The following is a 25,983-nucleotide window of genomic DNA, read 5'->3' as shown; positions in this document are numbered from 1 at the left end:
TCTTGCCAAAGTCAAGATGATTGGTTATAATCCTACAGAGTCACAAGATACGGCGTCATGAAATAACTGACAAAAAATTTCAGGAGAAATTGTGCTGTGTCAGGTCAAGTCTAGTTTTGTACAAATAAAGACTAATTACTCAAAAATATTTATTTTCTAAACCCTTATAAAAAAGGGATTAGAAAAATACCTTATAGTTTAATAACCTTAGCTCCAAAACCTCCAGAAGAGGGATGAGCATCTTCGTATGATTTTACCCGTGGATGTTTATCTAAAAACTGTTTTACAGCATAAGATAGTTTTCCTGTCCCAATTCCATGATAAACTAATACCTCATCAAATCCTGCAATTAGTGCGTCTGATAAAAATTTATCTAAATTTTCAATCGCTTCATCTGCTCTTTGTCCATGTAAATCTAATTTTACATGTCCGGTATCTGGTCTTTGAACATTTACACTAGCTTTTGGTTTTGCTTTTATCTTAGGAGGATTTCCACTTCTTTGCAAGTCACTTAGTAATACTTGCATCTTCATTCCCATATCGTTTTCTATAAAAGCTTTTTTCCCTTTTATAGAGATTATCTCCCCTTTAGAGTTTCTATATTTAACTCTATCCCCTACTTTAAGTTCTACTACTTCTTGAACCTTTTCAGTTTTAATTGATTGAGCTTTTGCATGGGCTACATTTAAATGTTGATGTCCAACTGCAACTTTTGCTTTAATAGCTTTTTTTGCTTCATCTCTTGCATCTTTATACTCTTTATGAAGTTTAGACTTCTCTTCATAAATATGCTCATCTAAACTCTCTTTAGCCTCTTTTAGATTTTTATTTAATCTTTCAAATTTCTCTTGCTCTTCTTCAAGTTTTTTTATCTTTTGTTTATACTCTATCTCTAAGGCACTACTTCTTTCAATAAGTTCATTTAACCTATCTTTATCTTCCCCATATACTATTTTCGCTTTTTTAATTACATTATGAGGTATTCCATATCTAGAAGCTGTTTCAAAGGCATAAGATTTTCCTATCGTCCCTTGTAAAAACTCATAAGTTGGTTTTTGATTCTCTTCATCATATAATGCAGCTATTAATTCTACATCTTCATTTGAAGCCATTAGTGAAGCTAGTCTTTTATGGTGAGTAGTTATAATTATCTTTATCTCTTTTTGTATTAACTCTTCTATTATCACTTTAAATAAACTAGCTGCTTCATCTGAGTCAGTTCCAAGTTCAATTTCATCTACTCCAACAATAGCACTTTTAGAAGTAAATAGTTTAGAAAACTCTACCATACGACCAGCAAAGGTAGAGATATCATTTTTAACACTTTGTGGGTCATCTAATACAGCAGCTATTTCTTTAAAGGTTCCAACTTCACTTGTATGGTGTGTATAGTATGGTAAAAGATATTTAGATAAAAATACAGCTGATAAAATTGATTTCAACATCATAGTTTTACCACCGGCATTTACCCCTGTAATCATAACTACAGATTTTGTGAAATCTATACTTATTGGTTTTGCCTCATGAAGTGCTGGATGTTTAAACTCTACTAGCTTATTTTTACCTTTTTTGTTTGGTAATATAAAATTCTTATCCCCTACTTTTGCAAAAAAGATTCTTGCTTGATAATGATCAAACCTATCAAACTCTTTATTGATAAACTTTAGAAACAATAAGTTCTTTTCAAATAATGATGTTATCTCTTTACATACTTTTAATATTATCTCTTCTTGCTTATTTAATAAATCACTTTGTTTTTGTTTTAAATTACTTACACTATGGGGTAATACATAAAAGAATCCAGAATTAGACCTATCTAGAACTGATGCTTTCATTACATGGTTAAATCCACCTCTAACTAATAAACACTCTTCCCCATTTATATAATGAACTTGTGAATCAACTAGGTAACTTCTTAGCTTGGTATTATTGATTAGTTTATATAAACTTTGTTTTATCTCTTGCTTGTTATTGTATATAGCACCTTTTATAGCATCATAGTCTTCATTAACACCTTGCTTTAGATTTTCTTTCTCATCAAAGTAATCACATATCTTGGTAATCTCATTTGGTATTATGATTCTATCTATCCAATCAGCAAGTTTTCCCTCAAAGTTAAATCTTTTTAGGTAGTTAAAATACTTTATTATTTTTATAAATTCGTATATATCATATATTTTTAATACACCTTGCTTTTGTATATGTAATAGTGCATTATCAAGATTTGATACTTTTGTTGGTTCTTTTAAATCATATTTTGCTAATTCATTTATAAGTCTATGGTGAAGGTTTATATCCCCTTCTAGTATTATAGATTTTTCCCTTGCGAATAATTTGGAAAAAGATTCTATATAATCACTTAAGTCTAATTTCTTTAATATCTCATTCATTGGCGGATTATATCCAATTTATTATAAATGAAATATAAGTATAAAAAGTAACAAAAAAGACACATAAAATGATACTTTTAGAAAAAAATATTTTTTTTACCTATACTTTTATTGTATACTAGGAGTAAATATATTATTTTTAACTTTTAAAAGGAAAAATAATGAATAGGGAAGTCAAATTAAACAAGAAAACAATGATTGTTTCTGAAACTGATGCTAAGGGAATAATTATTTATGCAAATCATGATTTTTGTGAGATTGCAGGTTATACTAAGGAAGAATTGATAGGTCAACCACATAATTATGTTAGACATCCAGATATGCCAAAGGCGGCATTTAAGGATCTGTGGGAAACTATACAAGCTGGTAAAATATGGAATGGAATAGTTAAAAATAAAACAAAAAGTGGTGATTATTATTGGGTAAATGCAACTGCATTTCCTTCTAAAGATGTAAATGGTAACTTAAGGTATATATCTGTTAGGGTAAAACCAACGGATGATGAGATTAAAAATGCAGAAGAGCTGTATAAGACTTTAGACTAAGACGAAAAAATGTTTTTTAAAAATAATAAAGACTCAAATGAAATATTAAAAGCTTTAGATACTATAGAAAGTTACATAAAAGAGGATATCAATAAAATTGAGAATTCTAATAACACTTGTAGTGGTACAGATAAGCTTATTATGGAAAAGATTTTAAATATCTCAAATATAATCCAAAGTAAAAATACTGAAGATTTAACTATCTATGGAGAGATAATGCTTTGTGCTGAAAAACTTTCAGATGGTTTTACAGAAGATAGAATTACAAAAGAAACCTCAAACGATAAACTTAATTATATTGCAAAAACAATGAATGTAATGTCTGAAAAACTTCAAAAAGCATTAGCAAATGTTGATAAGATATTAAATGAATACTCACAACAAAACTTTTTACATGAAATTGATGAGACAATGTTTAGAGGTGGGGATTTTAAAAAGATGACCCAAGGAATCAACTTCTTAAAAGAAGAGATAACTAAACAACTAACAAGTACATATAGAACAAGTTTAGTTTTACAAAAAGAATCTAATGCATTGATGGAAATCTCTTCTAATCTATCACAATCTACAACTACACAAGCTGCATCGTTGGAAGAAACATCTGCAGCTATTGAAGAGATTACAAGTACTATTAAAAATAATACTAGTATGGCAAATGAGATGGAAAATTATGGTAGTGAAGTAACTAACTCTATATCAAGTGGATTATCTCTTGCTACTAAAACAGTTACAGCGATGAATGAAATCAATGATTCAACTAAAGCAGTACATGAAGCTTTAGATATGATTGATCAAATTGCTTTTCAAACAAATATCCTTTCATTAAATGCAGCAGTAGAAGCTGCAACAGCAGGTGAAGCAGGAAAAGGTTTTGCAGTTGTAGCTGGGGAAGTTAGAAATCTAGCAAACAGAAGTGCAGATGCAGCAAAAGAGATAAAAAATTTAGTTGAATCTGCATCAATTAAGGCTAATGAAGGTAAAGGAATTGCTGATGATATGATATTAGGTTATGAAAATCTAAGTACAAAAATAAATAGCACTACTTCATTAATTGAACAAGTTGTTCAATCTTCTAAGGAGCAAGAGTTAGGTATTTCTATGATAAATAATACTGTAGCTCAAATAGATACACTAACACAGAAAAATGCTATAGTTGCAGAAAATGTTAGAATAATCTCATCTCAAATGTCTAAAATTGCCAATAATAATGTTCAATTAATTTCGAAATCTCAATTTGTTGGTAAAGAGTCTATTCAAATTAGAGATGAAAATATAGACAGAAGCTATAAAGGCGAAGAAAAAAGAGAACACTAAAAAATTATAAGGGAGTTTTAGAGCTCTTTTATAACCTATTTAACTACTTTTTAGTATTATATTAGCCAAAAAATAAAACAGGGATATAAAATGTTACAAAAAGAGGGAAGCATTCTTTCAGTTAGAGAAGATTTAAGAGTTTTTGATTGTACAATCAGAGACGGGGGACTTGTAAATAACTATCACTTTTCAGATGAGTTTGTAAAAGCTTTATATGATATGTGTGTTAGTGCTGGAATTGATTATATGGAGATTGGAAAAAATGTTTCTCCAACTGTAATGAGTGAAGAGGAATATGGAAAATGGAACTTCTGTAAAGAGGAAGACATTAGAAGTATTGTTGGAGAAAATAACACTAAACTAAAAATTGCTACTATGGCTGATGTTGGAAGAACTATAAAAGAAGAGATTCCACCAGCAGATGAATCTGTAGTTGATATGATTAGAGTTGCAACTTATATTCACCAAATTCCAGAAGCATTAGAATTAATTGAAGATTTTCATGCAAAAGGTTATGAAACAACATGTAATATCATGGCCATTTCTAAATCATTTGATAATGAACTTGATGAAGTTTTAGCACAAGTTGCAAAATCAAATGTTGATGTTATTTATATTGCTGATAGTTTTGGTTCTTTTTACCCTGAACAAATTAATAAACTAACTGATAAATATTTAGATGTTGCAAAATCAGTTGGTAAAAAAGTTGGTATCCATGCACATAACAATCTATCACTAGCTTATGCAAATACCCTTGAAGCTATGGTTTATGGAACAAGTTATTTAGATGTTACTGTTTCAGGATTAGGAAGAGGTGCAGGAAATTGTGCTATGGAACTTCTACTAGGATTCTTAAAAAACCCTAAATATAAATATACTCCTGTATTAAAATTTATTCAAGATTATATTGTACCATTAGAAAAAGAATTAGATTGGGGATGTAGTGTTCCTTATATTATTAGTGGTCATTTAAATGAACACCCAAGAGCTGCTATGAAAGCAAGGGACAACAATGATACAAATTATGTTGAATTCTATAATAAGATGACTGAAGAGTATAGTTGAATAAAAGGCTAGTTTATACTAGCCTTCTTTTTTATTTAGTGTAATTTCTTTTAATTTTTCTTCAAGAGCTTTTTGTTTTGTAATCTCTTTTCTAATTGATGTAAATCCAATATGTTTTTTATCTTTGTCATAGTCACATGAGATTGTAACATCTACCCAATAAGCTTCACCATTTTTCTTTTTATTTTTTATTTCACCCTTAAACTCTTTACCTTTTTTTATAATTTCCCACATATTCTTATAAAAAGTTTTACTCATATCAGGATGTCTAATAATATTATGTGCTTTACCAAGAAGTTCATTTTTTGAATAACCACTTATTTCACAAAAAGCATCACTAACATAAGTTATGTTTCCTTTTAAATCAGTTTTTGATGCAATTACATTTTTACTAAATGATTCAATTAGCTTTTGATGTTCAAAATTAAGCTCTTCAAGCTCTTTTTGGGTAGTAATATCATGTCTTATTGCAGTATATCCAACAATATTATTAAACTCATCTAATATTGGAGATACAGTCATATCAACCCAATAAAAAGACCCATCTTTTTTTCTATTTTTAATTTGGGTTTTAAAGGTTTTAGAATTTTTTATAGCATCCCAAAGCTCTTTAAATACTGAACTTGGAGTATCTGGATGTCTTACTATATTATGTGGTTGTCCCATTAACTCTTTTCTAGAATATCCACTTATTTTACAAAAGGCATCGGACACATAAACAATGTTTCCCTTTAAGTCAGTCTTTGATGCAATTACATTTTCACCATAAACTTCTAATAATTTATAGTATGCTTCTTCTGTGTCTAACATTGTCTTATTCTCCCCTCAAATTTAATAATACATAATAAAATATAATTCTTAAATTTAAGGTTAAAATAAGTACAGCTTATACTATTTGAGTATTAAACTCTTTTGCTCTTTTTGTTTTACAGTTGCTATTATTGAACTATATTCATACCCTTCACTTTTAAGTCTATCTAATAGTTTTGGTGCATCCTCTTGAGATACACTTATTAAAAGACCACCTGAAGTTTGAGCATCATAAAAGAAAATCTCTTTATCAAAATCTTTTTTAAGTTCAACATTAGGTGAAACATAGGATCTATTTCTATATGTTCCACCTGGAATTATTCCCATTGAAGCTAATTCAATTGATTCTTCAATCATTGGAATCTTTTCAAAATCAAATTCAAGGCTCACATTTTTTGAAGCCATCTCTAAAGCATGTCCAGCAAGACCAAATCCTGTAATATCAGTACAAGCACTAACATCAAACTTTCTTGCACACAATGAAGCTTTATGATTTAATTGTGCCATAATAGATGCACCTTTTAATATTGCTTCATCATCTAACATATCTGCTTTTATTCCAGTTGTTAAAATTCCAAGTCCAATAGGTTTAGTAAGAATTAAAACATCCCCAATCCTTGGTGTATTATTTCTAAATACTTTTTTTGGATGAACTGTTCCACTTACACTTAATCCATAGGTCATCTCAGGGGCTTCAATTGTATGTCCACCGGCAAGAACACCCCCACACTCTTTAACTTTAGATAATCCACCTTGTAAGATTTCTACTAAAACCTCTTTGGGATGATGGCATCCATCAAAACCAACAAGATTCATAGCTGTTAATACATCTGCTCCCATAGCAAAAATATCACTAAGTGAATTTGCAGCAGCTATTTGTCCATATAAAAATGGATCATCTATAACAGGAGTGATATAATCAACAGTTTGTACCATTGCCTGATTTTCATTTAGGACAAATACTGTTGCATCATCGCTACCATCAATTCCAACAATTAATCTTTCATCATCGCATTCAAGCTTGCCAAGTAAATGTGACAGCTCCCCCGGAGCTAATTTGGCGGCTCAACCTGCGGCTTTTACATATTTAGTTAATTTATATTGATTATTCATTTATAAAGTTATAGTTCCTTCACTATTTAATAATGTCTCTACAGTTCCATAGGCATTTCCTATTTTACCAACATTAAGTTTATTGGCAACTTCATAAAACTCTAAACAAACACCACAAGAGAAAATCTCTACACCTTTTTCCTCTAAGTTTTTAAATATTTCAATGATATCACTATTTTCATCTGCTGTTGTTAGTAATACACCTTTGTTTACACAAATAATTGTTTTAGGTAATTTTGGTAACTCAAGTATACTTTTTAAGAAACCAACTATAAGCATAGAACCTAATTCACCCTCACCTACTTTATCATCTTTTATAAAAACTGTTTTATTTAAAAAATTTGATTCATTTAAAGAATCTTTTGTATCAACACTACACCCATAACCTTTTACAATAGTTACTTTAAATTCATTATTACCTAAATCTTCAACTTCAGAAGTATAGCCTTGTTTTGTGGCAAACCTTATAACATTTTCTTGTGAGGCAATATTATCTACTAAAACTTCTAATACTGAGTTTTCTTCTAATTCTTCTAAAGCTTTTTTTGTTTTTAGAACAGGTTCTGGGCAAACTAAACCTTTGCAATCTAAATTCATAATTTTCTCCAATAATTTTTTGATTATATTTATAGTTTGTGAAGTTTTATAACCTAAACCTTAGGTGTTATTTTAAGATACTTGAAAAACTAAGAATAATATTCTGTTTTTTAATGACATTAATTTTAACAAAATGCCATTAAAAAACAGTATAGCAAAAGCTATACTATTTTACTTGTTTTAAAAGTTCTTCAATCCAAGCTGACGCATCATCAGTAGTTTCAAATCTTTTTGATTTTGCAACTTGGTCTTGACCTTCATAAAATCTAACTCTAATTCCATCTTCAACATGGTCAATTTTCATTCTAGTGATTTTTGCCATATTAAGATAAACTCTATCATTTAATTTTATAAACATTTTTTCTCCTTTCTAAAATTTATATCCAATGTATATTTGAAGTATTAATATTAACATATATTCTATCACCTGGTAAAAATCTTTGTTCTTGCATCACATCTCTACTAATTCTACACGAAAAAGAGATTCCTCCTATTGAAAATTCAACTAATAAATAATCAATTGAATCTTGTTGTGAAATTGAAGAAACAAGTCCTATTATAGTGTTTTTATTAAACATATTTTCACAATCTTTTCTACAAATAGTTATATCATTTGAATCTATCATTGCAACAGAATCTTTTTTCTTTGATTCACTATTTTCAATTCTAAGAAATTGGCCATCAAGGAAAAACTTAACTAAATTACCATCTTCATCTTTTTCCCATGGAGCAAATAATAGATTTACACTACCACTTTCTATTAGTCGTCCTTGATAAAGTGCAACTTTTTTATCGCAAATTTTATTTAGCCAATTATGGTCATGACTTGAAATTAATATAGTTGTATTCCATTTTTGTTTTGCACTTAAAATTGCTTCTTTTATAAGTTGAGCAGAGTTTGTATCAACACCCGTTGTAGGCTCATCAAGGATTAAAACCTTTGGTTTTAAAATAAGTCTAGCTGCAAGGGCAACTCTTTGAGCTTCACCACCTGATAATTGGCTCCATTTTCTATATTTAAAAGAGCTATCAAGACCTACTAAAGATAAAGCTTCTTCAACTTTTTCTTCAATATTATTTGTTTTATTTCTAAGTTTTAAACCAAATGCAATGTTTTCAAAAACAGTTCTTTTTAATAGATATGGATTTTGGGGTACCATAACAATACTCATTTTAGTTTCATTATCTATTTTTCTATTATCTATTCCATTATAATTTAAATATCCATTTGTGGGTTTATTTATAAAAGATAATAAAGAAAATAAAGTTGATTTACCACTTCCATTTGGTCCAAAAAAACCAATAATCTGATTTTCTTCCAGTTTTAGACTTTCAACACTAAGTACTTTTTTATCATCATAATACTGTTCTATATTTCTTAATTCATAAAGTGTACTCATTGAGTCCATCTCCTTTTAAGTAGTGATAAACTAATATTTACTATTAATGCTACTGCAAATAAAACAAGTCCTAATGCAATTCCAGTTACAAATTCACCTTTCCCTGTTTCAAGGGCAATAGCAGTTGTAACAGTTCTTGTATGATATTTGATATTTCCACCAACCATCATAGAAATACCAATTTCAGTTATGATTCTTCCATATGCAGTCATTGCTGCTGTCATAAGACCAAATCTAGCCTCTTCTAAGGTAGCAAACATAATTTGTCTAGGTTTTGCTCCTAATCCTTTTAAAGATAAATAAAGACGTTTGTCAACTGCTTCTACAACAGCTGCTGTTAAAGCAATTATGATTGGAAGTCCTAATACAACTTGACCAATAATAATTGCTTGTTGAGAAAAGAGTAAATCGTATTTACCAAATGGTCCAACTTGAGATAACATAGTATATGCAATTAAACCAATTACAACTGTTGGTAAGGCTAAAAGTGTATCAACAATTGTTTTTACTACTGCCTTACCTTTAAAGTTATAATACCCAAGGAAAAATCCTAAAGGTAGTCCAATAATTAAACTAATCATCAAAGACCATGAAGATACTGTTATTGTCGTAGTAATAGCAGAGTATACACTCTCATTACCAGAAGTTAGTAACTCTATAGCCTCTTTGAAACCATCAGTAAATAGATTCATTCTCTAAAAATCCTTATTTCCCAGCGTTAGGAATAAATAATGCTTGACCTAAAAGTCTAAAATCAGCAATAACTTGTTGAGTTGCAGGACTTACTACCCAATTAGTGAATTTTTTAGCTAATTCAGGTTTTACATTAGAACATTTTTCTTTGTTGATTGATACAACAGAATATTGATTGAATAATGTTTTATCACCTTCAACAACAATTTTCATTAGGTTTTTGTCACCTTGTTGAGACATATATTTAATCCAAGTTCCTCTATCTGTCATTGTATATCCAGCTTTTTCAGATGCCATATTAATTGTTCTTAACATACCTTGACCAGTTTGAACATACCAAGTTGAAGCTTCTTTTGTATCAACTTTTGCATTTTTCCATAAAGAAAGTTCTTTTTTATTAGTTCCAGAATTATCACCTCTTGAGAAAAACTTAGCCTCTTGAGATTTAATTGCATTAAGTGCAACACTTGGTGCCATCCCAGAAACTTTTGCAGGATCCTCTTTTGGTCCAATAATTACAAAATCGTTGTACATAACTTGTTGTCTATCAACACCAAATCCAGTTGCAATAAATTTTTTCTCAGATGCTGGTGCATGTACAAATAAAATATCAACATCACAATTACCACCCATTTTAAGTGCTTTTCCAGTTCCTGTTGCTACCCATTTTAAAGTTACACCTGTATCTTTTTCAAATTTTGGTGCTAAATAATCTAATAAACCAGTATTATCTGTACTTGTTGTTGTTGCCATCATTAAATCTTGTGCCATCATTGATGATGCTAACATAGCACCTAATCCTAATCCTAATAACGTTTTCTTCATTTTTTTCTCCTAATATAAAGTTTATTTTTGTTTTAATTAAATATTTCTGTTTTAGTTTCTAAATATGAGCAACCAAATCTAATCACCCTTAGAAACTCACCTTGAGCTGTAAAATCTTTATCTGGCTTAGTAACAACAATTGCATTACTTTCATTTAGTACTGTAATCATTCCTGAACCGTATTTATTCTTTTTTGTAACATTAAATTCGCCACTTTTAGCTGTTCCTAATACAATATTCACTCGACCTGTTTTTGTTTTAAAATCTTCTTTATTTACAGCCAAACAAATATCTTGATAAATAGAATTTCCTCCTTGAATCTTATTTAATACAGGTATTGCAAATAGATGCATATTTACCATTGCAGTTAAAGGATTACCAGGTAAACACATAACAAAGCAATTATTAAACTCTTTTTCTATAACACCCATCATAATAGGCCTACCTGGTTTTATATTAACTCCATGAAAAATTGTTTTTAAACCATTTTGTCTAAAAGCTTCTGCCATAAAATCTGCATCTCCCATAGAGATACCTCCTGTTGTAATAACAACGTCATAACAACTCAAACTATTAATAAAATCAATAGATTGCTCTAAATTATCTGGAATAACACCAATATAAGTAGAGTCAAACCCTTTTTCTTCAAGAAGTGTAGTGATTGCATAGGAATTACAATTATATATCTCATCCTCACTTGCTTCTTCCCAAGGCTCTTTTAGTTCATTCCCTGTTGATACTACTGCAATTGATATTTTTTTATAAACTTCAATTTTAGTAATTCCTTGTGATGCAAAAACAGCAAGAGTTGAAGAATTTATAGTTTCACCCTTTTTAAATAAAACATCATTAATAGCTTTCTCTTCACCTTTTAATCTTAAAGAAGAACCTTTTTTAATATACTCAGGAATAGTTACAATCTCATCTTTGTAACTTATTACATCTTCAATTGGAATGATAGTATCAACATCACTTGGAACTTGTGCTCCAGTCATAATTTTATAACACTCATTTTCTTCTAAACAAGGTTCAACTTTTTCACCTGCAAAAATTATTTTTTTTACTTTTAAAGATTTTCCAGCATCTAAAAACTTTACTGCAAAACCATCCATTGCAGAGTTATTAAAAGAAGGAAGATTTTTTCTACATAATACATCTTTTGAAATGATTCTATTTAAAGCATCTTCTATATTTACAATCTCTGTAAATTTTGTAGCTTTTGCATTTTCCAAAGATTTTTCTACCGCAAGTTCGAAATCTAAAAACTCTTTTTTCAAAATATTCTCCTATGAATTTAAAAGTAAAATTTGTCTATATTTTTTAGAGATTTTTTTAACTACATTTAAAATAGTTTCATCATCTAAATATTCACTAAAATCTAAACTTAAAACCCATCGAGATTCACTTTCTGTATAAGTCATTTCCTGTATAATTCTTGACGGTTTAGAAAAACCAAGTGAACACCCTTCACCATTTGTAACAAGTATGTTTTCCAAAGCTAAAGTTCTGATTATTTCCCTTGCTTTTATACCCTTCAATCCAAAGTGAAGTGTATACTCTAAAGTATCTTTTGGATTTACAAAATAAAAAATGTTAGTATTAAACTCCCCATTAAGAGTTTCCAAAAATCTATCTTTAATATTTTTTTCATAATTAATTTTTTTAATATTTTTTTCTATTTGATAAATTGAAATTGTTGAAATTTCAGAGATTACACTCTGCTCAAATTCATCATTGTATAAGATTATTGAGTCCAATGAGTATCCAGTAAGTTTATACGCATCTAGCAATACAATATCTGAACCATGATTAGATAATGTTGCACTAATATTAGAGATAATTGTAGCTTGTGTTTTTTCTTTTACTACATCTAAATTTGTTTTTATATATGTATCCATTACATATGAAGAACAAAATATATAGTCACATTTAGATAGTTTAGATAAATCTACAAAGCCCTCTTTTGTAAGAGGAATTAAATCTATCTCAAAACCTTTTTCTATTAAGAAATTAGCTGCTTGAACTATAGCTTCACTCTCCCCTACACTAACACTAATTTTTCCTTTTAAAGAAAGCATTAAAGAGATAAAACCATCTTTATTAAACTTAAAAGTTTTAAGATTCTCAAATCCAAATTTTGATGAAAATTCATTGATTTTATTTTCTATAATTTCGTTATTTTTTAATGGATTTATAGTTTGGTCTATATCATATTCTAGTGGTAGTACATTTGAAAACTGAAGTGAATTTAACTTAATCATCTAATCTTCCTTAACACAATTAATCATTTTTTCATTTAAAAAAAGTTGGGTAAATCTTTCATCACTAAAAGCTTTGATATCTTCTTTTAATTTTTTGAAATTCTCAACTAACTCTTTTGCTTTTGGTGTTAACTTTGTACCACCACTATTTCTACCTTTTTGTACAATAACAAGCTCATCATCAATATACTTTTGAAGTATTTTTATATGACTCCATGCTTTTTTATAATTCATACCCGCTCTTTTTGATGCTTCTGAAATTGAACCAGTTTCATCAATAAGTTCTAAAATTTGTGTTTTTCCACCACCAAATATTAGATTGTCATTATCATCTTCAATCCAGATTTTAATTTTTGACTTCACGATGTCCCTTTCTTGTTCTAAAACATCCAAGTTGACAGTTTGTTACTTCTACATCAGTAAATTTAACTGTTGAACCGACTCTTCTTAAGCTTGATTCCTTTGCTAATTCCCATAAAATTCTACAAGTAACATCTTTGTCTTGTGTGAAATTTTTTGCTATTTTGTTATAAATTGCATCTTCAGCATCATGGAATTGTATTTTTCCAAATACCCCCAATTCACAATTTGTAATTTTTATATTTTCACTTTTACAAGCATCAGACATATCAATTGGCTCTACACCAATTAATCTTGCTACTTTAAAAGCTTTTAGACAAGATAGTTTCCCATCTTCGTCTAAATTGCTAAGAAGTAATTCTTTTTGAGTTTCATCTAAATTAATCTCTTTTTGCATCTTTCCCATAACATTATCCTACAACTCTTCCACTATGTGTGTATACATTCATCTTTTTACCTCTAGCAAAACCTATAAGCGTAACTCCATGTGTATGTGCAGTCATAACACCTAAATGAGTTGGTGCAGTTCTTGAAACTACAATTGGTACTTTATGCATAACTGCTTTTACAACCATTTCTGAACTTAATCTTCCAGATACAAATAAAACCGATTTTGTTGTATCTAAGCCTTTTATTTTACATTTTCCAACAACTTTATCAATTGCATTGTGTCTACCAATATCTTCAGATGTTACTGTAGTTCCATCTTCTAGATAAAGCATTGCTTTATGTACACAACCTGTTAATTTATAAAGTTCACTATCTCTATAGAAAATGGCTACTTCACGGCTAATAACTTCTGGACTAATCACAAAATTTGTTTGGTTAAAAGGAACTTCAACATTCCCTGCTATATTTCCTGTTACTCCACCACCGCAACCACTTACTAGTGTTTTTTCTTTATAAAGATTAGTTAATGAATTTTCGTCAATTTTTGCTGTTATATCAACTCTTAATCCATCTTCACTTAAAGTGATTTCTTGAACATCATCTATAGAAGAGATTACATTTTCACTCATTAAAAACCCAATAGCATGAGCATCTTGATCTATTGGTATACACATCATTGAAATAGCTTTTTCACCATTTAAATATACATTTAATCTAGCTTCTTCAATTGTTACATCTTCTACTTCTGTTACTTCATCACCATTTACTCTATCAATGATAATCTTTTTTAAATATCTTGAGTTATCCATACTATCCTCTTTAATATGCAAATTTTGCATATTTAAAATTAAAAAAATAAACTAAAAGTTAAATTTATATTACAAATTCAATCTAAAAATTAAATTGTATATAAATTTAACATTTCAGTCTGTCATTTATATGACAATTAAAAGAATCTCTCCACTTTGATGCTATATGGAGAGTTTTCCTTTTATAATTGTTTTTGCTCTTTTAACTTTTTGTAATAAGAGCTGTGAAGAATTTCAATCTCTTCTTCCTCTTTATACCCACTAATCATCGAATGAATTGCACCTTTAATTGCAAACATTGACATATATACGTGAGTAAAGAATAATGCAGCTACAGCCATTCCCATTACATTGTGAATAATTGCGCATGCTCTTAAAAAATCGATTTGTGTTATACCATATGTAGCAAGTACAGGAAGAGTGAAGTCCTGAAAATACATTGCTGCACCAGTTAGAATCATTAAAATCCCACCAAAAGTACAAACCCAAAACCACATTTTTTGACCTGCATTAAATTTACCTGCAGGAATTGGTCTTTTTACTTTACTTAAGTATCCACCTAGAATCATCATCCATTTTACATCGTCCATTGTTGGTAACATCTCTCTTATCCACATGATTGTCATTGGAATAACAGAAATAGCAAAGAACACTGTTGCAATTGCATGTAACTCTTTACAGATTCTTACAAAAGCTCCACCTTCAAATACTGAACCAAATATCATTACAAATCCTGTTGGGATAAGTACTAAAAATGAAAATCCAGCAATCCAGTGAATCAATCTATGAAACATATTGAATACTTTAATTTTTTTTCTATCATGAGAAAATATTTTAGGTCCAATAATAAAATAGTGTAAAGCGAAAACTGCAGGTACACCAAACAAAATCGCTAAAAATGCAATAGAAAAATATTTACCCTGTAAAAGTGTAAATAAAGGTCCAAGATGCAATGAACCCTCTTTATCATAACCTAAAATGTTTGGTACTAAGTCTTTTCCCCATATTGCACTATCTGCATTAGCACCAAAGGCTAATGCTGATAGAGTCAATAGAGTTAAAACTATATATTTCGTTTTCATTCTCTATCTACCTTATTATATATTTGAACTATATGCTGTCGACCATCCATATGGTTGAACTTTAACACCATGTCCAGATGATAATACTCTTTGTCTATAGATTTTAGACACTTCTTGAGAATCACCAACTAATAGTGCTTTTGTCGAACACATAGCTGCACAAACAGGAACTTTACCTTCAGCAATTCTATTTTGCCCATAAAGTTCTCTTTCATGTTCACTATTTGTTTCAAGTGGACCACCAGCACACATTGTACATTTATCCATAGCACCTTTAGTACCAAATGCACCATCTTGAGGAAATTGAGGAGCTCCGAAAGGACAAGCATATAAACAATAGCCACAACCAATACATTTTTCTTTATCGTGTAAAACAATTCCATCTTCTCTAATGTAGAAACAATCTACTGGACAAACTTGTTCACAAGGTGCATCTGTACAATGCATACAAGCAATTGATAATGAATACTCAAGGTTTTCAATACCTTCATTCATTGTAATTACTTTTCTTCTATTGATACCTGCTGGTAACTCATGAGCTTCTGCACAAGCAACCGAACAACCATCACATGCGATACATCTTTGTTCATCGCAATAAAATTTTAATCTAGCTTTTTCACTATTACTCATCAGTCACTCCTTAGGCCATTTCGATTCGACATAAACCACCTTTTGTCTCAGGAATCTGAGTAATGATGTCGTAACCGTAATTTGTAATTGTATTTGCACTCTCACCAGTAGCATAAGGTTTTGTACCTGCTGGGTATTTGTGCGACATATCTTCCCCTTGGAATGCACCAGCAAAGTGGAATGGCATAAACACTCTATCTTCACTAACACTAAATGAATACTTAGCTTTAACTTTAATTTTAGTACCTTCAGGTGAGTGAACCCACATCATAGCACCATCTCTAATTCCTAGCTTTCCAGCTAAATTAGGATTAATTTCACAGAACATTTCAGGAGTTAATGCAGCAAGATATTTACTTGCTCTATTTTCCATACCTGCACCATTCATGTTTACAAGTCTTCCTGTTACCAAGTTAATTGGGAACTCTTTAGACCAATCTTTTTCTGACTGTTTAGAAACATATTTAGTATCAACTCTATAATGGTTTGCTTTATCTGCATAACTTGGATACTGTTTAACTAAATCTTGTCTTGGAGAGTGTAATGGCTCTCTGTGCATTGGGATTTGATCTGGGAATGTCCATACTTTAGCTCTTGCTCTTGCATTTCCATAAGGAGCAATTCCTCTTTCCATACATTTTTCAGCAATAATATTAGAAGTATCAACTTTCCAGTTTTTACCAATTTTTGCTTTTTCATCAGCTGTTAAAGTAATTCCAAGAACTGCTTCAATGTTATCTCTAGTAATTTCTGGATATCCATCTTTATTAGATGAAGCTTTTGGAGCACTTCCAGCACCTGCTAATTGAGATACACCATTGTGTTCTAATCCAAATCTATTTCTAAATCCCATACCTCCATCAACTACACTTCTGTTGATGTTATATAAAATTGGGCTTCCACCGTGTTTTTCCGTCCAACATGGCCATGGTAATCCATAATATTCGCCCTTCATAGCACCATATCCACGCCCTGAAATTTGGTCAAACATATGCCAATTTTCAGTATGTTTTTTGATTCTATCTGCTGTCCAACCTGTTAAACCAATAGTTTTGATGATTCTAGCAATCTCATTAGTTGCATCTTCTGGCCAAGTGAAATCTTTTTTGTTATCTTTGATTTTCATTCCAGCAGTAAACTGCTCATAGAATCCTAATCTTTTTGATAACTCAAACATAACTTCATGGTCAGTTTTAGATTCATACATTGGCTCAACAACTTTAGTTCTCCATTGAACAGTTCTATTTGTTGCTGTTACTGAACCACTTGTTTCAAATTGTGTTGCACTTGGTAAAATAAATACATCATCTTGTTTATCTGTTAAAATTGCAGCTTCATTTACAAAAGGATCACAAAGTACTAGCATTTCTAAATTGTCTAGACCCTCTTTGATTTTTGCTTGTTGTGCAACTGAAGTAATACCATTACCCATAACAAATAACATTTTAAGGTTTGTTCCACCATTTGTTACTTTATCGTTACCATCTTTTCCATCAAGAACACCAGCCCACCATCTAGAAAGAGTAAATCCTGGTTTATTCATCCATTCTTTTGCTCTAAATCTTCCTTTAAGCCACTCATAGTCAACTCCCCAAGATTTTGCGAAGTATTTCCATGAACCATCAGCAAGTCCATAATAACCTGGTAATGTATGAGATAAACAACACATATCTGTTGCACCTTGAACATTATCATGACCTCTTAAGATGTTTGTTCCACCACCTTCTTCACCCATGTTTCCAAGTGCAAGTTGTAAAATTGGAGCCATTCTTGTATTAGATGAACCAATTGTGTGTTGAGTAAGACCCATAGCCCAAATTAATGTACCTGGAGTAGATTTAGCATAAAGTCTAGTTATTTGAATTAACTGCTCTGCTGGAACTCCTGTAACGTCCTCAACTTTTTCTGGAGTCCACTTTTTAGCTTCTTCCATAATATCTTCCATTCCATAAACTCTGTCAGCGATAAATTTCTTATCGTGCCATCCATTTTGGAATATAAGGTTTAACATTCCATACATAAATGGAATATCTGTACCTGGTCTAATTCTGCAATAATGATCAGCTTTTGCAGCTGTTTTTGTAAATACTGGATCCACAACGATAATTTTTGCGTTGTTTCTCTCTTTTGCTTTTAAGAAATGTCCAAAACCTACAGGGTGATTAACCGCTGGGTTTGCTCCAAATATAATAATAGCTTTTGCATTTTGGATATCTCCAAGTGAGTTAGTCATAGCGCCATAACCCCATGTATTCGCCACACCGGCGACTGTTGCACTATGTCAAATTCTAGCTTGGTGATCTATATTATTCGTTCCATACATTGCTGCAAATTTTCTGAAGTAATAAGCTTGCTCCGTACTCATTTTTGCTGAACCTAAGAACTGAACTGCGTCAGCTCCAACAGATTTATGCAAGGCATTCATTTTGTCAGAAATTCTTGTATAAGCTTCATCCCAAGAAATTCTTTTCCATTTTCCAGCTTCTTTTACCATTGGGTGTTTTAATCTAACTTCTGATCTAACCATATCAATCATATCAGCACCTTTACAACAGTGCCCACCTAATGAAATTGGATGATCTTGAGCTACTTCTTGTCTAACCCAAACCCCGTTTTGTACTTCAGCTATAATACCGCATCCTACAGAACATGCAGTACAGATAGTTTTTACTTTTTTAGAACCAGGAAAAGGATTTTTAACCTCTTCACTAGTAGCTTCTCTAGTAACACCATCATTAGCAAAAGCACTTGTTGCACCAGCAGCAGCAGAAACGGCAGCCATTTTAATAAATGATCTTCTACCTATTTTTGCTTTGAGTGCATCATATGTACTTTGTGACATACTTACTTCTCCTTCTTATAAAGCTTGTTTGTAAAACTCTTCCCAAGCTTTTGATTTTTTGTAAAGGATCTCTTTTTTAGGAGATTTCCCTACAACAACACCATTTGATCCTACACCAGCCTTTGTAGAACTGTTAGCAGATGCTAACACCGTGGTACCAACAGCAGTAGCACCAACAACTATTGCAGTTTTCTTAGCAAAATTTCTTCTACTCTCTTGCATAGTTGCTCCTTTTTTTGTGATTAGCCCCATAAATGAGACTTAAATAAAGAAAACTCTTTTCCTTACTTAAGCCACACAAGGGCAAAAATATTTAGATTCCATCCTCCACATCGTATGTTACGAATACAGGACAAGACTCATCATTTTTATTTTTTGGTCCATTAGCTTTCATAGCTTTATTTCTAGCTCGTCTAGCTTTTTCTTCATCTGAAATCTCTTCAACAACCTTAGTTTGTGAAGGTTTTGAAACAATATTTGGTTTAGAAACTTCTAAATATATTCTTTCAAACTCAATAAATGCTTTTAATAAAACAATTACATTTTTAAAAATATCTGCACTTTCATGTTCAAATAATTCTTCTGAAAACTCATCAACAAATTCATTTAAAATTTCTGCAAAAATACAATGAATTAAATTGTCATATTCATTTTGACCTTGAGCTTGTAGTTCACAAAGCTCAGCTAAAACAGTAAAAATAAAACCAATATGGTCTTCATAATCAGTGTATTTAGATTCATCTCTTCTTATTTTTGTTTTACCTAAGAAGTTTTGCATCTCAACTCTTTTTTTACCACTTTCAATATTTTCATCAAAATATGATGCAGTTGTTCTAACTGTTTTTGTATGTGGAGAGTGAAATATTTCATCAAACTCATTCATAAAAGCAATATTTGAATCAGATTTTAAAACAGCTCTAATATTTTCAAATGCCTCTTTTGTAGATTCATCTAAAGGGTTTTGTTTTAAAGTATCAATTAATGTAATTAATTCTAGATATCTATTGTTATCTGTTGTAAAAACAAAAAATCTAGAAAACATTGCATAATATAAAGCTCTTGCTTTATTGATTTTTTGAGTATTCATATTGCTATTCCTTGTTTGTTGTTATAATTTGTTGGATTTGCCATGTAACTTTTCATCATAATTTTTGGTTTACATGTTTCACAACAATATAAAGTTTTTTCTTTGATTGGGTCGTTTGCAAATATTGGAGACATAATCTTTGCAATTTTTTCAACTGCTTTAGTTGTAGCAAACTCTTTCCCACACTCTATACATGCAAATAGTTTATCTTGAGCTAAAATATTTTCTTTAAACCACATAGGTTGTAATTCAATTACATCTCTTTTTATTGTTAAACAATCTGATTCAGGACATGATGCTTCACAATATCCACATGATGTACATAAAGATGGATTTAATCTTAAAGTATTATCTTTCGCATCTGCAAAAATTGCATTTACATTACATGCACCAACACATGATAAACATAAAGTACAATTTGATTCATTTACTTCAACCTTTGCATAATGAACATTTGGTCCTGTTTGAACTTCACCAAAGTTATATTCTCCAACTATTTTTGATAATCTAATTGCAAAGTTTTCTCTTTTTCTTAAACTCATATCATTTAATTGATATTTTGAACCATCAATAAAATCTACTTTTTCTAAAGCATCAACTAATTGCTCTTTATTCATTGCAACTAAAATTGCGTCTTTTTGATATTTTGCTTGATAAATTTGATTTAATATAGAAATAGAATCAGTAGTTCCTTTAGATAAAAAGTCAGTATAAAAAACTACTTGAGAACCAGATTCTTGTAGTATTGTTAATAAAGTTGATTCATGTAAAAACTTTTCACCTTCTATTTTAAATGGTAAAACATTCTCTTTTAAGGCTACTTCTAAAGAAGATATATTCATTTTTTGTGGAATGATTAATGGGATATGTCCATTAAAAAATTTACTCATTGCATAGATTGATTCTCTGTTTGATGGAGTATAATCTAAAGCACCACTTGGACACACTGAGATACAACCACCACACCCATGACAATCTATTTGTGAAAAATGTAAATGTTTATTCTCATCATCTTTTACGATTGTAGTTGTAGGACAAACCTCTACACACTTAGCGCAAGTTTCATCTCTTCGTTCATGATATTGACAAATTGTTTTATCATAACTTAGAAATTTTCTATATTCATAATTTGCAATATTAGCTCTAACTTCAGCTAATACATCATCAATAGAAGTTTCAAGTGGATCAAAACAACCACTTTGTTTTTTACCTTCTTCTTTCATATCAAACCAAATAATTTGGTCAATATTTAAAGTTATATCTTTGTCTTCATCATCAACTACTACATTTAAGTTTCCAATTGACCCAGTTATAGATTTTAAAATATTTTCATTTATATGGAAAAGGTCAAATTCATTTGAAACTATTTTTTTAATAAACTCTTTTTTCCATGACTCATCACAGATTAATAAAACTTTTTTCTCTACATCTTGACTAAATGTCATATCTTGTGCATTATCAAATCTTGATTCATTTAAGTCATAAAGTTTTTCAATATTTTTAATTTTGTCAGCTATTGTATCTTGTGAGTTTCTAATATAAAAGTCGATTTCATCTGCAACTAATTCTGCATTAAAAAGATTTGTATTTGAAACAATAAAATCTGAATCTTTATATTCAATCATATTGTTAGTCACTAAAATCTTTTCAGATAACGGGAAATCTAAGTTTTGTTTGTTGTAATAAATATACTCTTGCATAACCTATGCCTTATTGGTAAATAATATTTTACCATTCTAAAATGATTAAACTTTATTAAAGCTTAAATAGTTAACTTTTTTTTACTAAATTTATATAACTTTTTAATTTTTGTTAATTTTAAGTTTACTATTATGGTATAATCTTATTTTTAAGGAGAAGTATTGAAAAAAATTTTAATTTCAATTTTTATTATTTTTGCCTTTCTGATTTATTTTTTCAATGAACAAAAATATTACAATAACAATATAGTACTTGGGGCTTCTTTACCTAAAACTGGTATTATGAAAGACTGGGGCCATAACGTAGAGATTGGTACAAACGCTTACTTTAAATATGTTAATGAAAAAGGTATTTTACCAAATAATAAAAAAATATCTTTAATTTCATTAGATGATAAATATGAACCAAATCTAACAATTGAGAATACAAATAAACTATTAGAGAGAAAAGATTTATTTGCATTTTATGGTTATGTTGGCACTCCAACAGTAAAAAAAATATTACCTATTATAGAAAACAATTCTATACCATTTATAGCTCCTTTTACTGGTGCTTCTTTTTTAAGGGATAAGAATAAACAAAACATTGTAAACTTTAGAGCCTCTTATTATGAAGAGATTGATAAAATAATTGAGTATCTAAACACTAAAAAAAAGATAAAAAAATTTGCTGTTTTTTATCAAAATGATGATTATGGTGAAGAGGGATTTGTTTCAACTATAAAATCTCTTAGAAGTAGAGATTTGGCTTTAAATGGTGAGGGTATGTATAAAAGAAATACCTTATCTATAAAACATGCTTTTAGTGAAATTAGAGATTCAAAACCGGAAGCTATTATTATGGTTGGAGCTTATCAAGCAAATGCATTGTTTATAAAAAAAGCAAAAATGGACCCTGTATTAAAAGATTCAATTTTTTGTATTATTTCATTTGGTGATGCTAGTGCGATTGTAAAAGAACTAAACTATGAAACACAGAATATAATCTTCTCTCAAGTAGTTCCTAGTTTTGATAACTATAGAATTGAAATAATTAGAGAATATAAATATATGATGAGAAGATATTATCCTAAAGAATCATTAGGCTTTATCTCACTAGAAGCCTTCCTTGTTGCAAAAAGTGTTGTTGAATCAATTAAGAATATAAAAGGTCCTTTAAGTAAAAATGCTTTCTTAAAAGAATGGAATAGACTTCCTAAAGAGATATTAAGAGGTATTAAACTTGAACATAAAAAAGATCAACTATCAAATAAAGTCTATTTATTTAAATATGAAGAATCAACCTTTAAAGAGATAAATAAAGATGATTAAAAAACTACTACACTATTTTGACAATTTATCATTTAGTTATAAAAGTTCTGTTCTTTTATTTATTATCACAGGTGGTATGATTTCTATTATTGCATTATCTCAGATATCAGTTTATTCAATGAAAAATGATTTTGACACTCTATTTGAAAAAAGAACAAAACCTATCATTGAATTAGAGAATATAAAAGATATATATAAAATCAATATCTATGATACCTTTTATGAAATTCAACAAAAAAACATTACCATAGACCAAGCAAAAGATATTATCTCATTAGCACAACAACTTATTAATAAAAGTTGGAAAAACTATAAAAATGCTACTATTGATAAAAAATATGAGAAATCTTTTATTACAAATTTTATTAATGATTTTTTTGAGATTAATAAAGAAGAGGATAATGAAAAGATTTTACAAAGTAATTTAATTTTGAATATAAATGAGAAAATCTCAGATTTACATAAAGATATCAATAAAATAGTTCAACTTCTTCAAAGGAATAACTTTGTTGAGGCTATATTTTTTATTGATAAACTCTATTTTGAAATAAATTCAGTAAATGTGTATATTACAAACCTTACAAACTATGATTTAAATCTTGCTGTAACAGAAAAAAGGGAAACTCAAAAAACCTTTAATCTTTTAACCACTATTTTAATCTACTCTATTGTTTCAGTATTTTTATTTTCAGTAATTTTATCAGTTTTACTAATCAATAACTTTAGAAAATTACACTTTAATCTTGAAGATGCAGTAAGTGAAAAGACAAAAGAGTTACAAGAACTAAATGATTACCTTGAAATTAAAATAAAAAAAGAAGTTGCAAACTCTAGGAAAAAAGATTTAATTATGTTCCAACAATCAAAACTAGCAAGTTTAGGTGAAATGTTGGGAAATATTGCTCACCAATGGAGACAACCATTGGGTTCTTTAATGATGATTATTCAATCATTTCAAACAAAAATGGAATTTGGAAAACTCTCTTTTGAGTTTGTTGAACAAAAAACTAAAGATGCAGTATTACTAGCAGAAAATATGTCAAATACCCTAGATGATTTTCAAAATTTCTTTAGTCCAAACAAGGCTAAAGTAAAATTTTCAGTAAAAGATTGTGTTTTACATGCAGCTGATTTATCTAAATATATACTAGAAAAAGAGAATATCAAACTAAATATTATCATTATGAATGATTTAAATATTTATGGATACTATAATGAATTATCCCATGTAGTTTTAAATATGATTTCAAATTCTAAAGATGCCTTAAAAAATTTAGATAAAGAAAGAGCTATAAAAATTGTGGTTAAAGAGTATAGGCAAAAAGCTAGAATTCTTATATATGACAATGGTGGTGGAGTAGAAGAAAAAATCCTTCCACACATCTTTGAACCATACTATACAACCAAATATAAAAGTGCTGGAACAGGTATTGGACTTTATATGTCTAAACAAATTATTGAAAAGCATATGAATGGTAATATAAAATGTAAGAATGTTTACAATAAAATAAATAGTGAAAACCTAGAATATGGAGCACTTTTTATTGTGGACATTCCATTAGATAATAAAAATGAAGGACAAAGTGATGACTAAAGAAAGAAACCTCAATATCTTGTCAACATTCAATATACTGTATTTAGAAGATGATAAATCTCTTTTAACACATACGAAAGATATTTTAGATGATTTTGTTGCAAATGTTTATGCAGTAAATACATCAAAAGAAGCACTTGAAGTTTTAGAAAGTAAAAAAGTTGATGTTATAATTTCAGATATTTTATTAGAAAATGAAAACGGAATTGACTTTTTAAGAGATATAAAACAAAAAGATGTAAATATACCAATTATATTAACAACCGCCCATACAGATACAAAATACCTTTTAGACGCTATAAAATTAAAAGTTGAAAATTATATTGTAAAACCAATAAATATAAAAGAGTTACTAAATACCTTACATGATATTTTATTTCCAATTGTACAATCTCACGAAATGCAAAAAAATATTAATGTAATCAAGACAATATCGGCAGTTACAGATAGTAAACAAGTTGAAGTTATAAAATGTATTATTTCAAATTTAGACAGTAATGATGAACTTGTAACCTCATATTCAGATATTATGGATAAAATTTCCATCTCTAAACCTACGTTAATTAAACTATTTAAAGAATTAGCAGAAAAAAAGATTTTGACAAAGGTTGCCCACAAAACATATAAATTTAATGAAGACTCATTAGATTTAATTTAAAGGAATATTTTGAATATTGATATAACAAAAGTTGCAAATGTAATAATCTACATGCTTGATGAAGATGTAAAACACTTAAATGATAGGAAACTAATAATTTTACTATTTTTAATCGATTATAACTTTTATAAAACTAAAGGTAGAAAAATCTTTGGTGATGAATATATAAAGCAAAAAAGAAATCCTGAAGCTGTTGTTTTAGCTGATATCTTTGATATTATTGCAAATGGCGAAGATTTAGAAGAGGATGATGAGAGGCTTTATCTTATTACAGATATGCTTGACTTTATTGATATTGAGATTCTTACAAAAGAAAAATTCATTGAACTAAATTTTTTAAAAATGGAAGAAGATTTTGATTCTTCTATGTTTGATAAAGAAGAGATGAAATGTATCAAAGAAATTGTGGAAAAATATAAAGATGACACAGCAAGAAAAATTGCAAACGCTTGTTTTCAAATTGATGATGTGAGAAATAAAAGTTTAGATGAAGTAATCATCTAAACT

The 25,983-nt window shown here is 29.3% G+C and carries 26 protein-coding genes; 7 read left to right on the top strand and 19 right to left on the bottom strand.

Going from position 1 to position 25,983, the window contains the following annotated elements; translation table 11 throughout:
* Positions 1–191: 191 nt before the first annotated feature.
* The gene (locus FDK22_RS15175) at positions 192–2,390 is read right to left on the bottom strand and encodes an endonuclease MutS2 (protein WP_138153834.1); all 2,199 of its coding nucleotides are present in this window, start codon (positions 2,388–2,390) and stop codon (positions 192–194) included.
* Between the two features lie 161 nt (positions 2,391–2,551).
* On the opposite strand from FDK22_RS15175, the gene FDK22_RS15170 reads away from it, so the two are divergent.
* The 3 genes from FDK22_RS15170 to FDK22_RS15160 all read left to right on the top strand — a co-directional run bounded on the left by FDK22_RS15170 (position 2,552) and on the right by FDK22_RS15160 (position 5,314).
* On the top strand, positions 2,552–2,935 hold the full coding sequence (locus FDK22_RS15170) for a PAS domain-containing protein (protein ID WP_138153833.1): 384 nt from the start codon (positions 2,552–2,554) through the stop codon (positions 2,933–2,935).
* 9 nt (positions 2,936–2,944) lie between these two features.
* Positions 2,945–4,249, top strand: coding sequence for a methyl-accepting chemotaxis protein (locus FDK22_RS15165; protein WP_138153832.1), 1,305 nt, complete (start codon positions 2,945–2,947; stop codon positions 4,247–4,249).
* A gap of 90 nt (positions 4,250–4,339) precedes the next feature.
* Positions 4,340–5,314 carry an aldolase catalytic domain-containing protein gene (locus FDK22_RS15160; RefSeq protein WP_138153831.1) on the top strand — a complete coding sequence of 325 codons (975 nt, stop codon included), beginning with the start codon at positions 4,340–4,342 and terminating at the stop codon, positions 5,312–5,314.
* A gap of 18 nt (positions 5,315–5,332) precedes the next feature.
* Here FDK22_RS15160 and FDK22_RS15155 read toward each other — a convergent pair whose 3' ends face one another.
* The 18 genes from FDK22_RS15155 to FDK22_RS15065 all read right to left on the bottom strand — a co-directional run bounded on the left by FDK22_RS15155 (position 5,333) and on the right by FDK22_RS15065 (position 21,913).
* Entirely contained in the window at positions 5,333–6,124 is a 792-nt protein-coding gene (locus FDK22_RS15155) for a PAS domain-containing protein (protein ID WP_138153830.1), read from the bottom strand.
* An 81-nt stretch (positions 6,125–6,205) separates the two neighbouring features.
* Positions 6,206–7,237, bottom strand: a complete 1,032-nt coding sequence (gene selD / locus FDK22_RS15150) for a selenide, water dikinase SelD (RefSeq protein ID WP_138153829.1) — start codon at positions 7,235–7,237, stop codon at positions 6,206–6,208.
* On the bottom strand, positions 7,238–7,834 hold the full coding sequence (yedF, locus tag FDK22_RS15145) for a sulfurtransferase-like selenium metabolism protein YedF (protein WP_138153828.1): 597 nt from the start codon (positions 7,832–7,834) through the stop codon (positions 7,238–7,240).
* Between the two features lie 166 nt (positions 7,835–8,000).
* Positions 8,001–8,192 carry a sodium-dependent tyrosine transporter gene (locus FDK22_RS15140; protein WP_138153827.1) on the bottom strand — a complete coding sequence of 64 codons (192 nt, stop codon included), beginning with the start codon at positions 8,190–8,192 and terminating at the stop codon, positions 8,001–8,003.
* A 19-nt stretch (positions 8,193–8,211) separates the two neighbouring features.
* Positions 8,212–9,234, bottom strand: coding sequence for an energy-coupling factor ABC transporter ATP-binding protein (locus FDK22_RS15135; protein WP_171013017.1), 1,023 nt, complete (start codon positions 9,232–9,234; stop codon positions 8,212–8,214).
* The gene (locus FDK22_RS15130) at positions 9,231–9,926 is read right to left on the bottom strand and encodes an ABC transporter permease (RefSeq protein ID WP_138153825.1); all 696 of its coding nucleotides are present in this window, start codon (positions 9,924–9,926) and stop codon (positions 9,231–9,233) included. Before FDK22_RS15130 ends, FDK22_RS15135 begins: the two co-directional genes overlap by 4 nt.
* Before the next feature lie 13 nt (positions 9,927–9,939).
* On the bottom strand, positions 9,940–10,752 hold the full coding sequence (locus tag FDK22_RS15125; RefSeq protein WP_138153824.1) for an ABC transporter substrate-binding protein: 813 nt from the start codon (positions 10,750–10,752) through the stop codon (positions 9,940–9,942).
* A gap of 32 nt (positions 10,753–10,784) precedes the next feature.
* Positions 10,785–12,029: a molybdopterin molybdotransferase MoeA gene (locus tag FDK22_RS15120; protein ID WP_228711733.1), complete on the bottom strand. Its 1,245-nt coding sequence runs from the start codon at positions 12,027–12,029 to the stop codon at positions 10,785–10,787.
* A 9-nt stretch (positions 12,030–12,038) separates the two neighbouring features.
* Positions 12,039–13,013, bottom strand: coding sequence for a cysteine desulfurase (locus FDK22_RS15115; protein WP_138153822.1), 975 nt, complete (start codon positions 13,011–13,013; stop codon positions 12,039–12,041).
* Positions 13,014–13,376 (bottom strand): winged helix-turn-helix domain-containing protein, encoded by a 363-nt coding sequence (locus FDK22_RS15110; protein ID WP_138153821.1) that lies wholly within the window; start codon positions 13,374–13,376, stop codon positions 13,014–13,016.
* Positions 13,360–13,779, bottom strand: a complete 420-nt coding sequence (locus FDK22_RS15105; protein ID WP_171013016.1) for a ModE family transcriptional regulator — start codon at positions 13,777–13,779, stop codon at positions 13,360–13,362. The genes FDK22_RS15110 and FDK22_RS15105 overlap by 17 nt, the downstream gene beginning before the upstream one ends.
* Positions 13,780–13,783: 4 nt before the next feature.
* Positions 13,784–14,572 (bottom strand): formate dehydrogenase accessory sulfurtransferase FdhD, encoded by a 789-nt coding sequence (fdhD, locus tag FDK22_RS15100; RefSeq protein WP_138153820.1) that lies wholly within the window; start codon positions 14,570–14,572, stop codon positions 13,784–13,786.
* A gap of 182 nt (positions 14,573–14,754) precedes the next feature.
* Positions 14,755–15,654 carry a formate dehydrogenase subunit gamma gene (locus FDK22_RS15095; protein WP_138153819.1) on the bottom strand — a complete coding sequence of 300 codons (900 nt, stop codon included), beginning with the start codon at positions 15,652–15,654 and terminating at the stop codon, positions 14,755–14,757.
* A gap of 15 nt (positions 15,655–15,669) precedes the next feature.
* Positions 15,670–16,284, bottom strand: coding sequence for a formate dehydrogenase FDH3 subunit beta (gene fdh3B / locus FDK22_RS15090; protein WP_138153818.1), 615 nt, complete (start codon positions 16,282–16,284; stop codon positions 15,670–15,672).
* 10 nt (positions 16,285–16,294) lie between these two features.
* Entirely contained in the window at positions 16,295–19,126 is a 2,832-nt protein-coding gene (locus FDK22_RS15085) for a formate dehydrogenase subunit alpha (RefSeq protein WP_228711732.1), read from the bottom strand.
* A 15-nt stretch (positions 19,127–19,141) separates the two neighbouring features.
* Positions 19,142–19,348 carry a Tat pathway signal protein gene (locus FDK22_RS15075; protein WP_138153815.1) on the bottom strand — a complete coding sequence of 69 codons (207 nt, stop codon included), beginning with the start codon at positions 19,346–19,348 and terminating at the stop codon, positions 19,142–19,144.
* A 91-nt stretch (positions 19,349–19,439) separates the two neighbouring features.
* The gene (locus tag FDK22_RS15070; protein WP_138153814.1) at positions 19,440–20,213 is read right to left on the bottom strand and encodes a TorD/DmsD family molecular chaperone; all 774 of its coding nucleotides are present in this window, start codon (positions 20,211–20,213) and stop codon (positions 19,440–19,442) included.
* Positions 20,210–21,913: a 4Fe-4S binding protein gene (locus FDK22_RS15065; protein ID WP_138153813.1), complete on the bottom strand. Its 1,704-nt coding sequence runs from the start codon at positions 21,911–21,913 to the stop codon at positions 20,210–20,212. Before FDK22_RS15065 ends, FDK22_RS15070 begins: the two co-directional genes overlap by 4 nt.
* Before the next feature lie 162 nt (positions 21,914–22,075).
* On the opposite strand from FDK22_RS15065, the gene FDK22_RS15060 reads away from it, so the two are divergent.
* The 4 genes from FDK22_RS15060 to FDK22_RS15045 are packed head-to-tail and all read left to right on the top strand — an operon-like array spanning position 22,076 to position 25,980.
* Complete coding sequence (locus FDK22_RS15060; protein WP_138153812.1) at positions 22,076–23,224, top strand: ABC transporter substrate-binding protein; 1,149 nt, start codon at positions 22,076–22,078, stop codon at positions 23,222–23,224.
* Complete coding sequence (locus FDK22_RS15055; RefSeq protein ID WP_228711731.1) at positions 23,217–24,818, top strand: sensor histidine kinase; 1,602 nt, start codon at positions 23,217–23,219, stop codon at positions 24,816–24,818. Before FDK22_RS15060 ends, FDK22_RS15055 begins: the two co-directional genes overlap by 8 nt.
* Positions 24,811–25,476, top strand: coding sequence for a response regulator (locus FDK22_RS15050; RefSeq protein WP_138153811.1), 666 nt, complete (start codon positions 24,811–24,813; stop codon positions 25,474–25,476). The genes FDK22_RS15055 and FDK22_RS15050 overlap by 8 nt, the downstream gene beginning before the upstream one ends.
* 9 nt (positions 25,477–25,485) lie before the next feature.
* On the top strand, positions 25,486–25,980 hold the full coding sequence (locus tag FDK22_RS15045; RefSeq protein ID WP_138153810.1) for a type II toxin-antitoxin system antitoxin SocA domain-containing protein: 495 nt from the start codon (positions 25,486–25,488) through the stop codon (positions 25,978–25,980).
* Positions 25,981–25,983 lie beyond the last annotated feature (3 nt).

Origin of the sequence: Arcobacter arenosus, assembly GCF_005771535.1 — a bacterium.
Lineage (GTDB): Bacteria > Campylobacterota > Campylobacteria > Campylobacterales > Arcobacteraceae > Halarcobacter > Halarcobacter arenosus.
This window is presented reverse-complemented; position numbering and strand designations above follow the sequence as displayed.

Excerpts from the sequence above, each read along its gene's own strand:
- FDK22_RS15175 (WP_138153834.1), bottom strand. The coding sequence starts at position 2,390 with ATGAATGAGATATTAAAGAAATTAGACTTAAGTGATTATATAGAATCT.
- FDK22_RS15170 (WP_138153833.1), top strand. The coding sequence starts at position 2,552 with ATGAATAGGGAAGTCAAATTAAACAAGAAAACAATGATTGTTTCTGAA.
- FDK22_RS15165 (WP_138153832.1), top strand. The coding sequence starts at position 2,945 with ATGTTTTTTAAAAATAATAAAGACTCAAATGAAATATTAAAAGCTTTA.
- FDK22_RS15160 (WP_138153831.1), top strand. The coding sequence starts at position 4,340 with ATGTTACAAAAAGAGGGAAGCATTCTTTCAGTTAGAGAAGATTTAAGA.
- FDK22_RS15155 (WP_138153830.1), bottom strand. The coding sequence starts at position 6,124 with ATGTTAGACACAGAAGAAGCATACTATAAATTATTAGAAGTTTATGGT.
- yedF (WP_138153828.1), bottom strand. The coding sequence starts at position 7,834 with ATGAATTTAGATTGCAAAGGTTTAGTTTGCCCAGAACCTGTTCTAAAA.
- FDK22_RS15140 (WP_138153827.1), bottom strand. The coding sequence starts at position 8,192 with ATGTTTATAAAATTAAATGATAGAGTTTATCTTAATATGGCAAAAATC.
- FDK22_RS15135 (WP_171013017.1), bottom strand. The coding sequence starts at position 9,234 with ATGAGTACACTTTATGAATTAAGAAATATAGAACAGTATTATGATGAT.
- FDK22_RS15130 (WP_138153825.1), bottom strand. The coding sequence starts at position 9,926 with ATGAATCTATTTACTGATGGTTTCAAAGAGGCTATAGAGTTACTAACT.
- FDK22_RS15125 (WP_138153824.1), bottom strand. The coding sequence starts at position 10,752 with ATGAAGAAAACGTTATTAGGATTAGGATTAGGTGCTATGTTAGCATCA.
- FDK22_RS15115 (WP_138153822.1), bottom strand. The coding sequence starts at position 13,013 with ATGATTAAGTTAAATTCACTTCAGTTTTCAAATGTACTACCACTAGAA.
- FDK22_RS15105 (WP_171013016.1), bottom strand. The coding sequence starts at position 13,779 with ATGGGAAAGATGCAAAAAGAGATTAATTTAGATGAAACTCAAAAAGAA.
- fdhD (WP_138153820.1), bottom strand. The coding sequence starts at position 14,572 with ATGGATAACTCAAGATATTTAAAAAAGATTATCATTGATAGAGTAAAT.
- FDK22_RS15095 (WP_138153819.1), bottom strand. The coding sequence starts at position 15,654 with ATGAAAACGAAATATATAGTTTTAACTCTATTGACTCTATCAGCATTA.
- fdh3B (WP_138153818.1), bottom strand. The coding sequence starts at position 16,284 with ATGAGTAATAGTGAAAAAGCTAGATTAAAATTTTATTGCGATGAACAA.
- FDK22_RS15075 (WP_138153815.1), bottom strand. The coding sequence starts at position 19,348 with ATGCAAGAGAGTAGAAGAAATTTTGCTAAGAAAACTGCAATAGTTGTT.
- FDK22_RS15070 (WP_138153814.1), bottom strand. The coding sequence starts at position 20,213 with ATGAATACTCAAAAAATCAATAAAGCAAGAGCTTTATATTATGCAATG.
- FDK22_RS15065 (WP_138153813.1), bottom strand. The coding sequence starts at position 21,913 with ATGCAAGAGTATATTTATTACAACAAACAAAACTTAGATTTCCCGTTA.
- FDK22_RS15055 (WP_228711731.1), top strand. The coding sequence starts at position 23,217 with ATGATTAAAAAACTACTACACTATTTTGACAATTTATCATTTAGTTAT.
- FDK22_RS15050 (WP_138153811.1), top strand. The coding sequence starts at position 24,811 with ATGACTAAAGAAAGAAACCTCAATATCTTGTCAACATTCAATATACTG.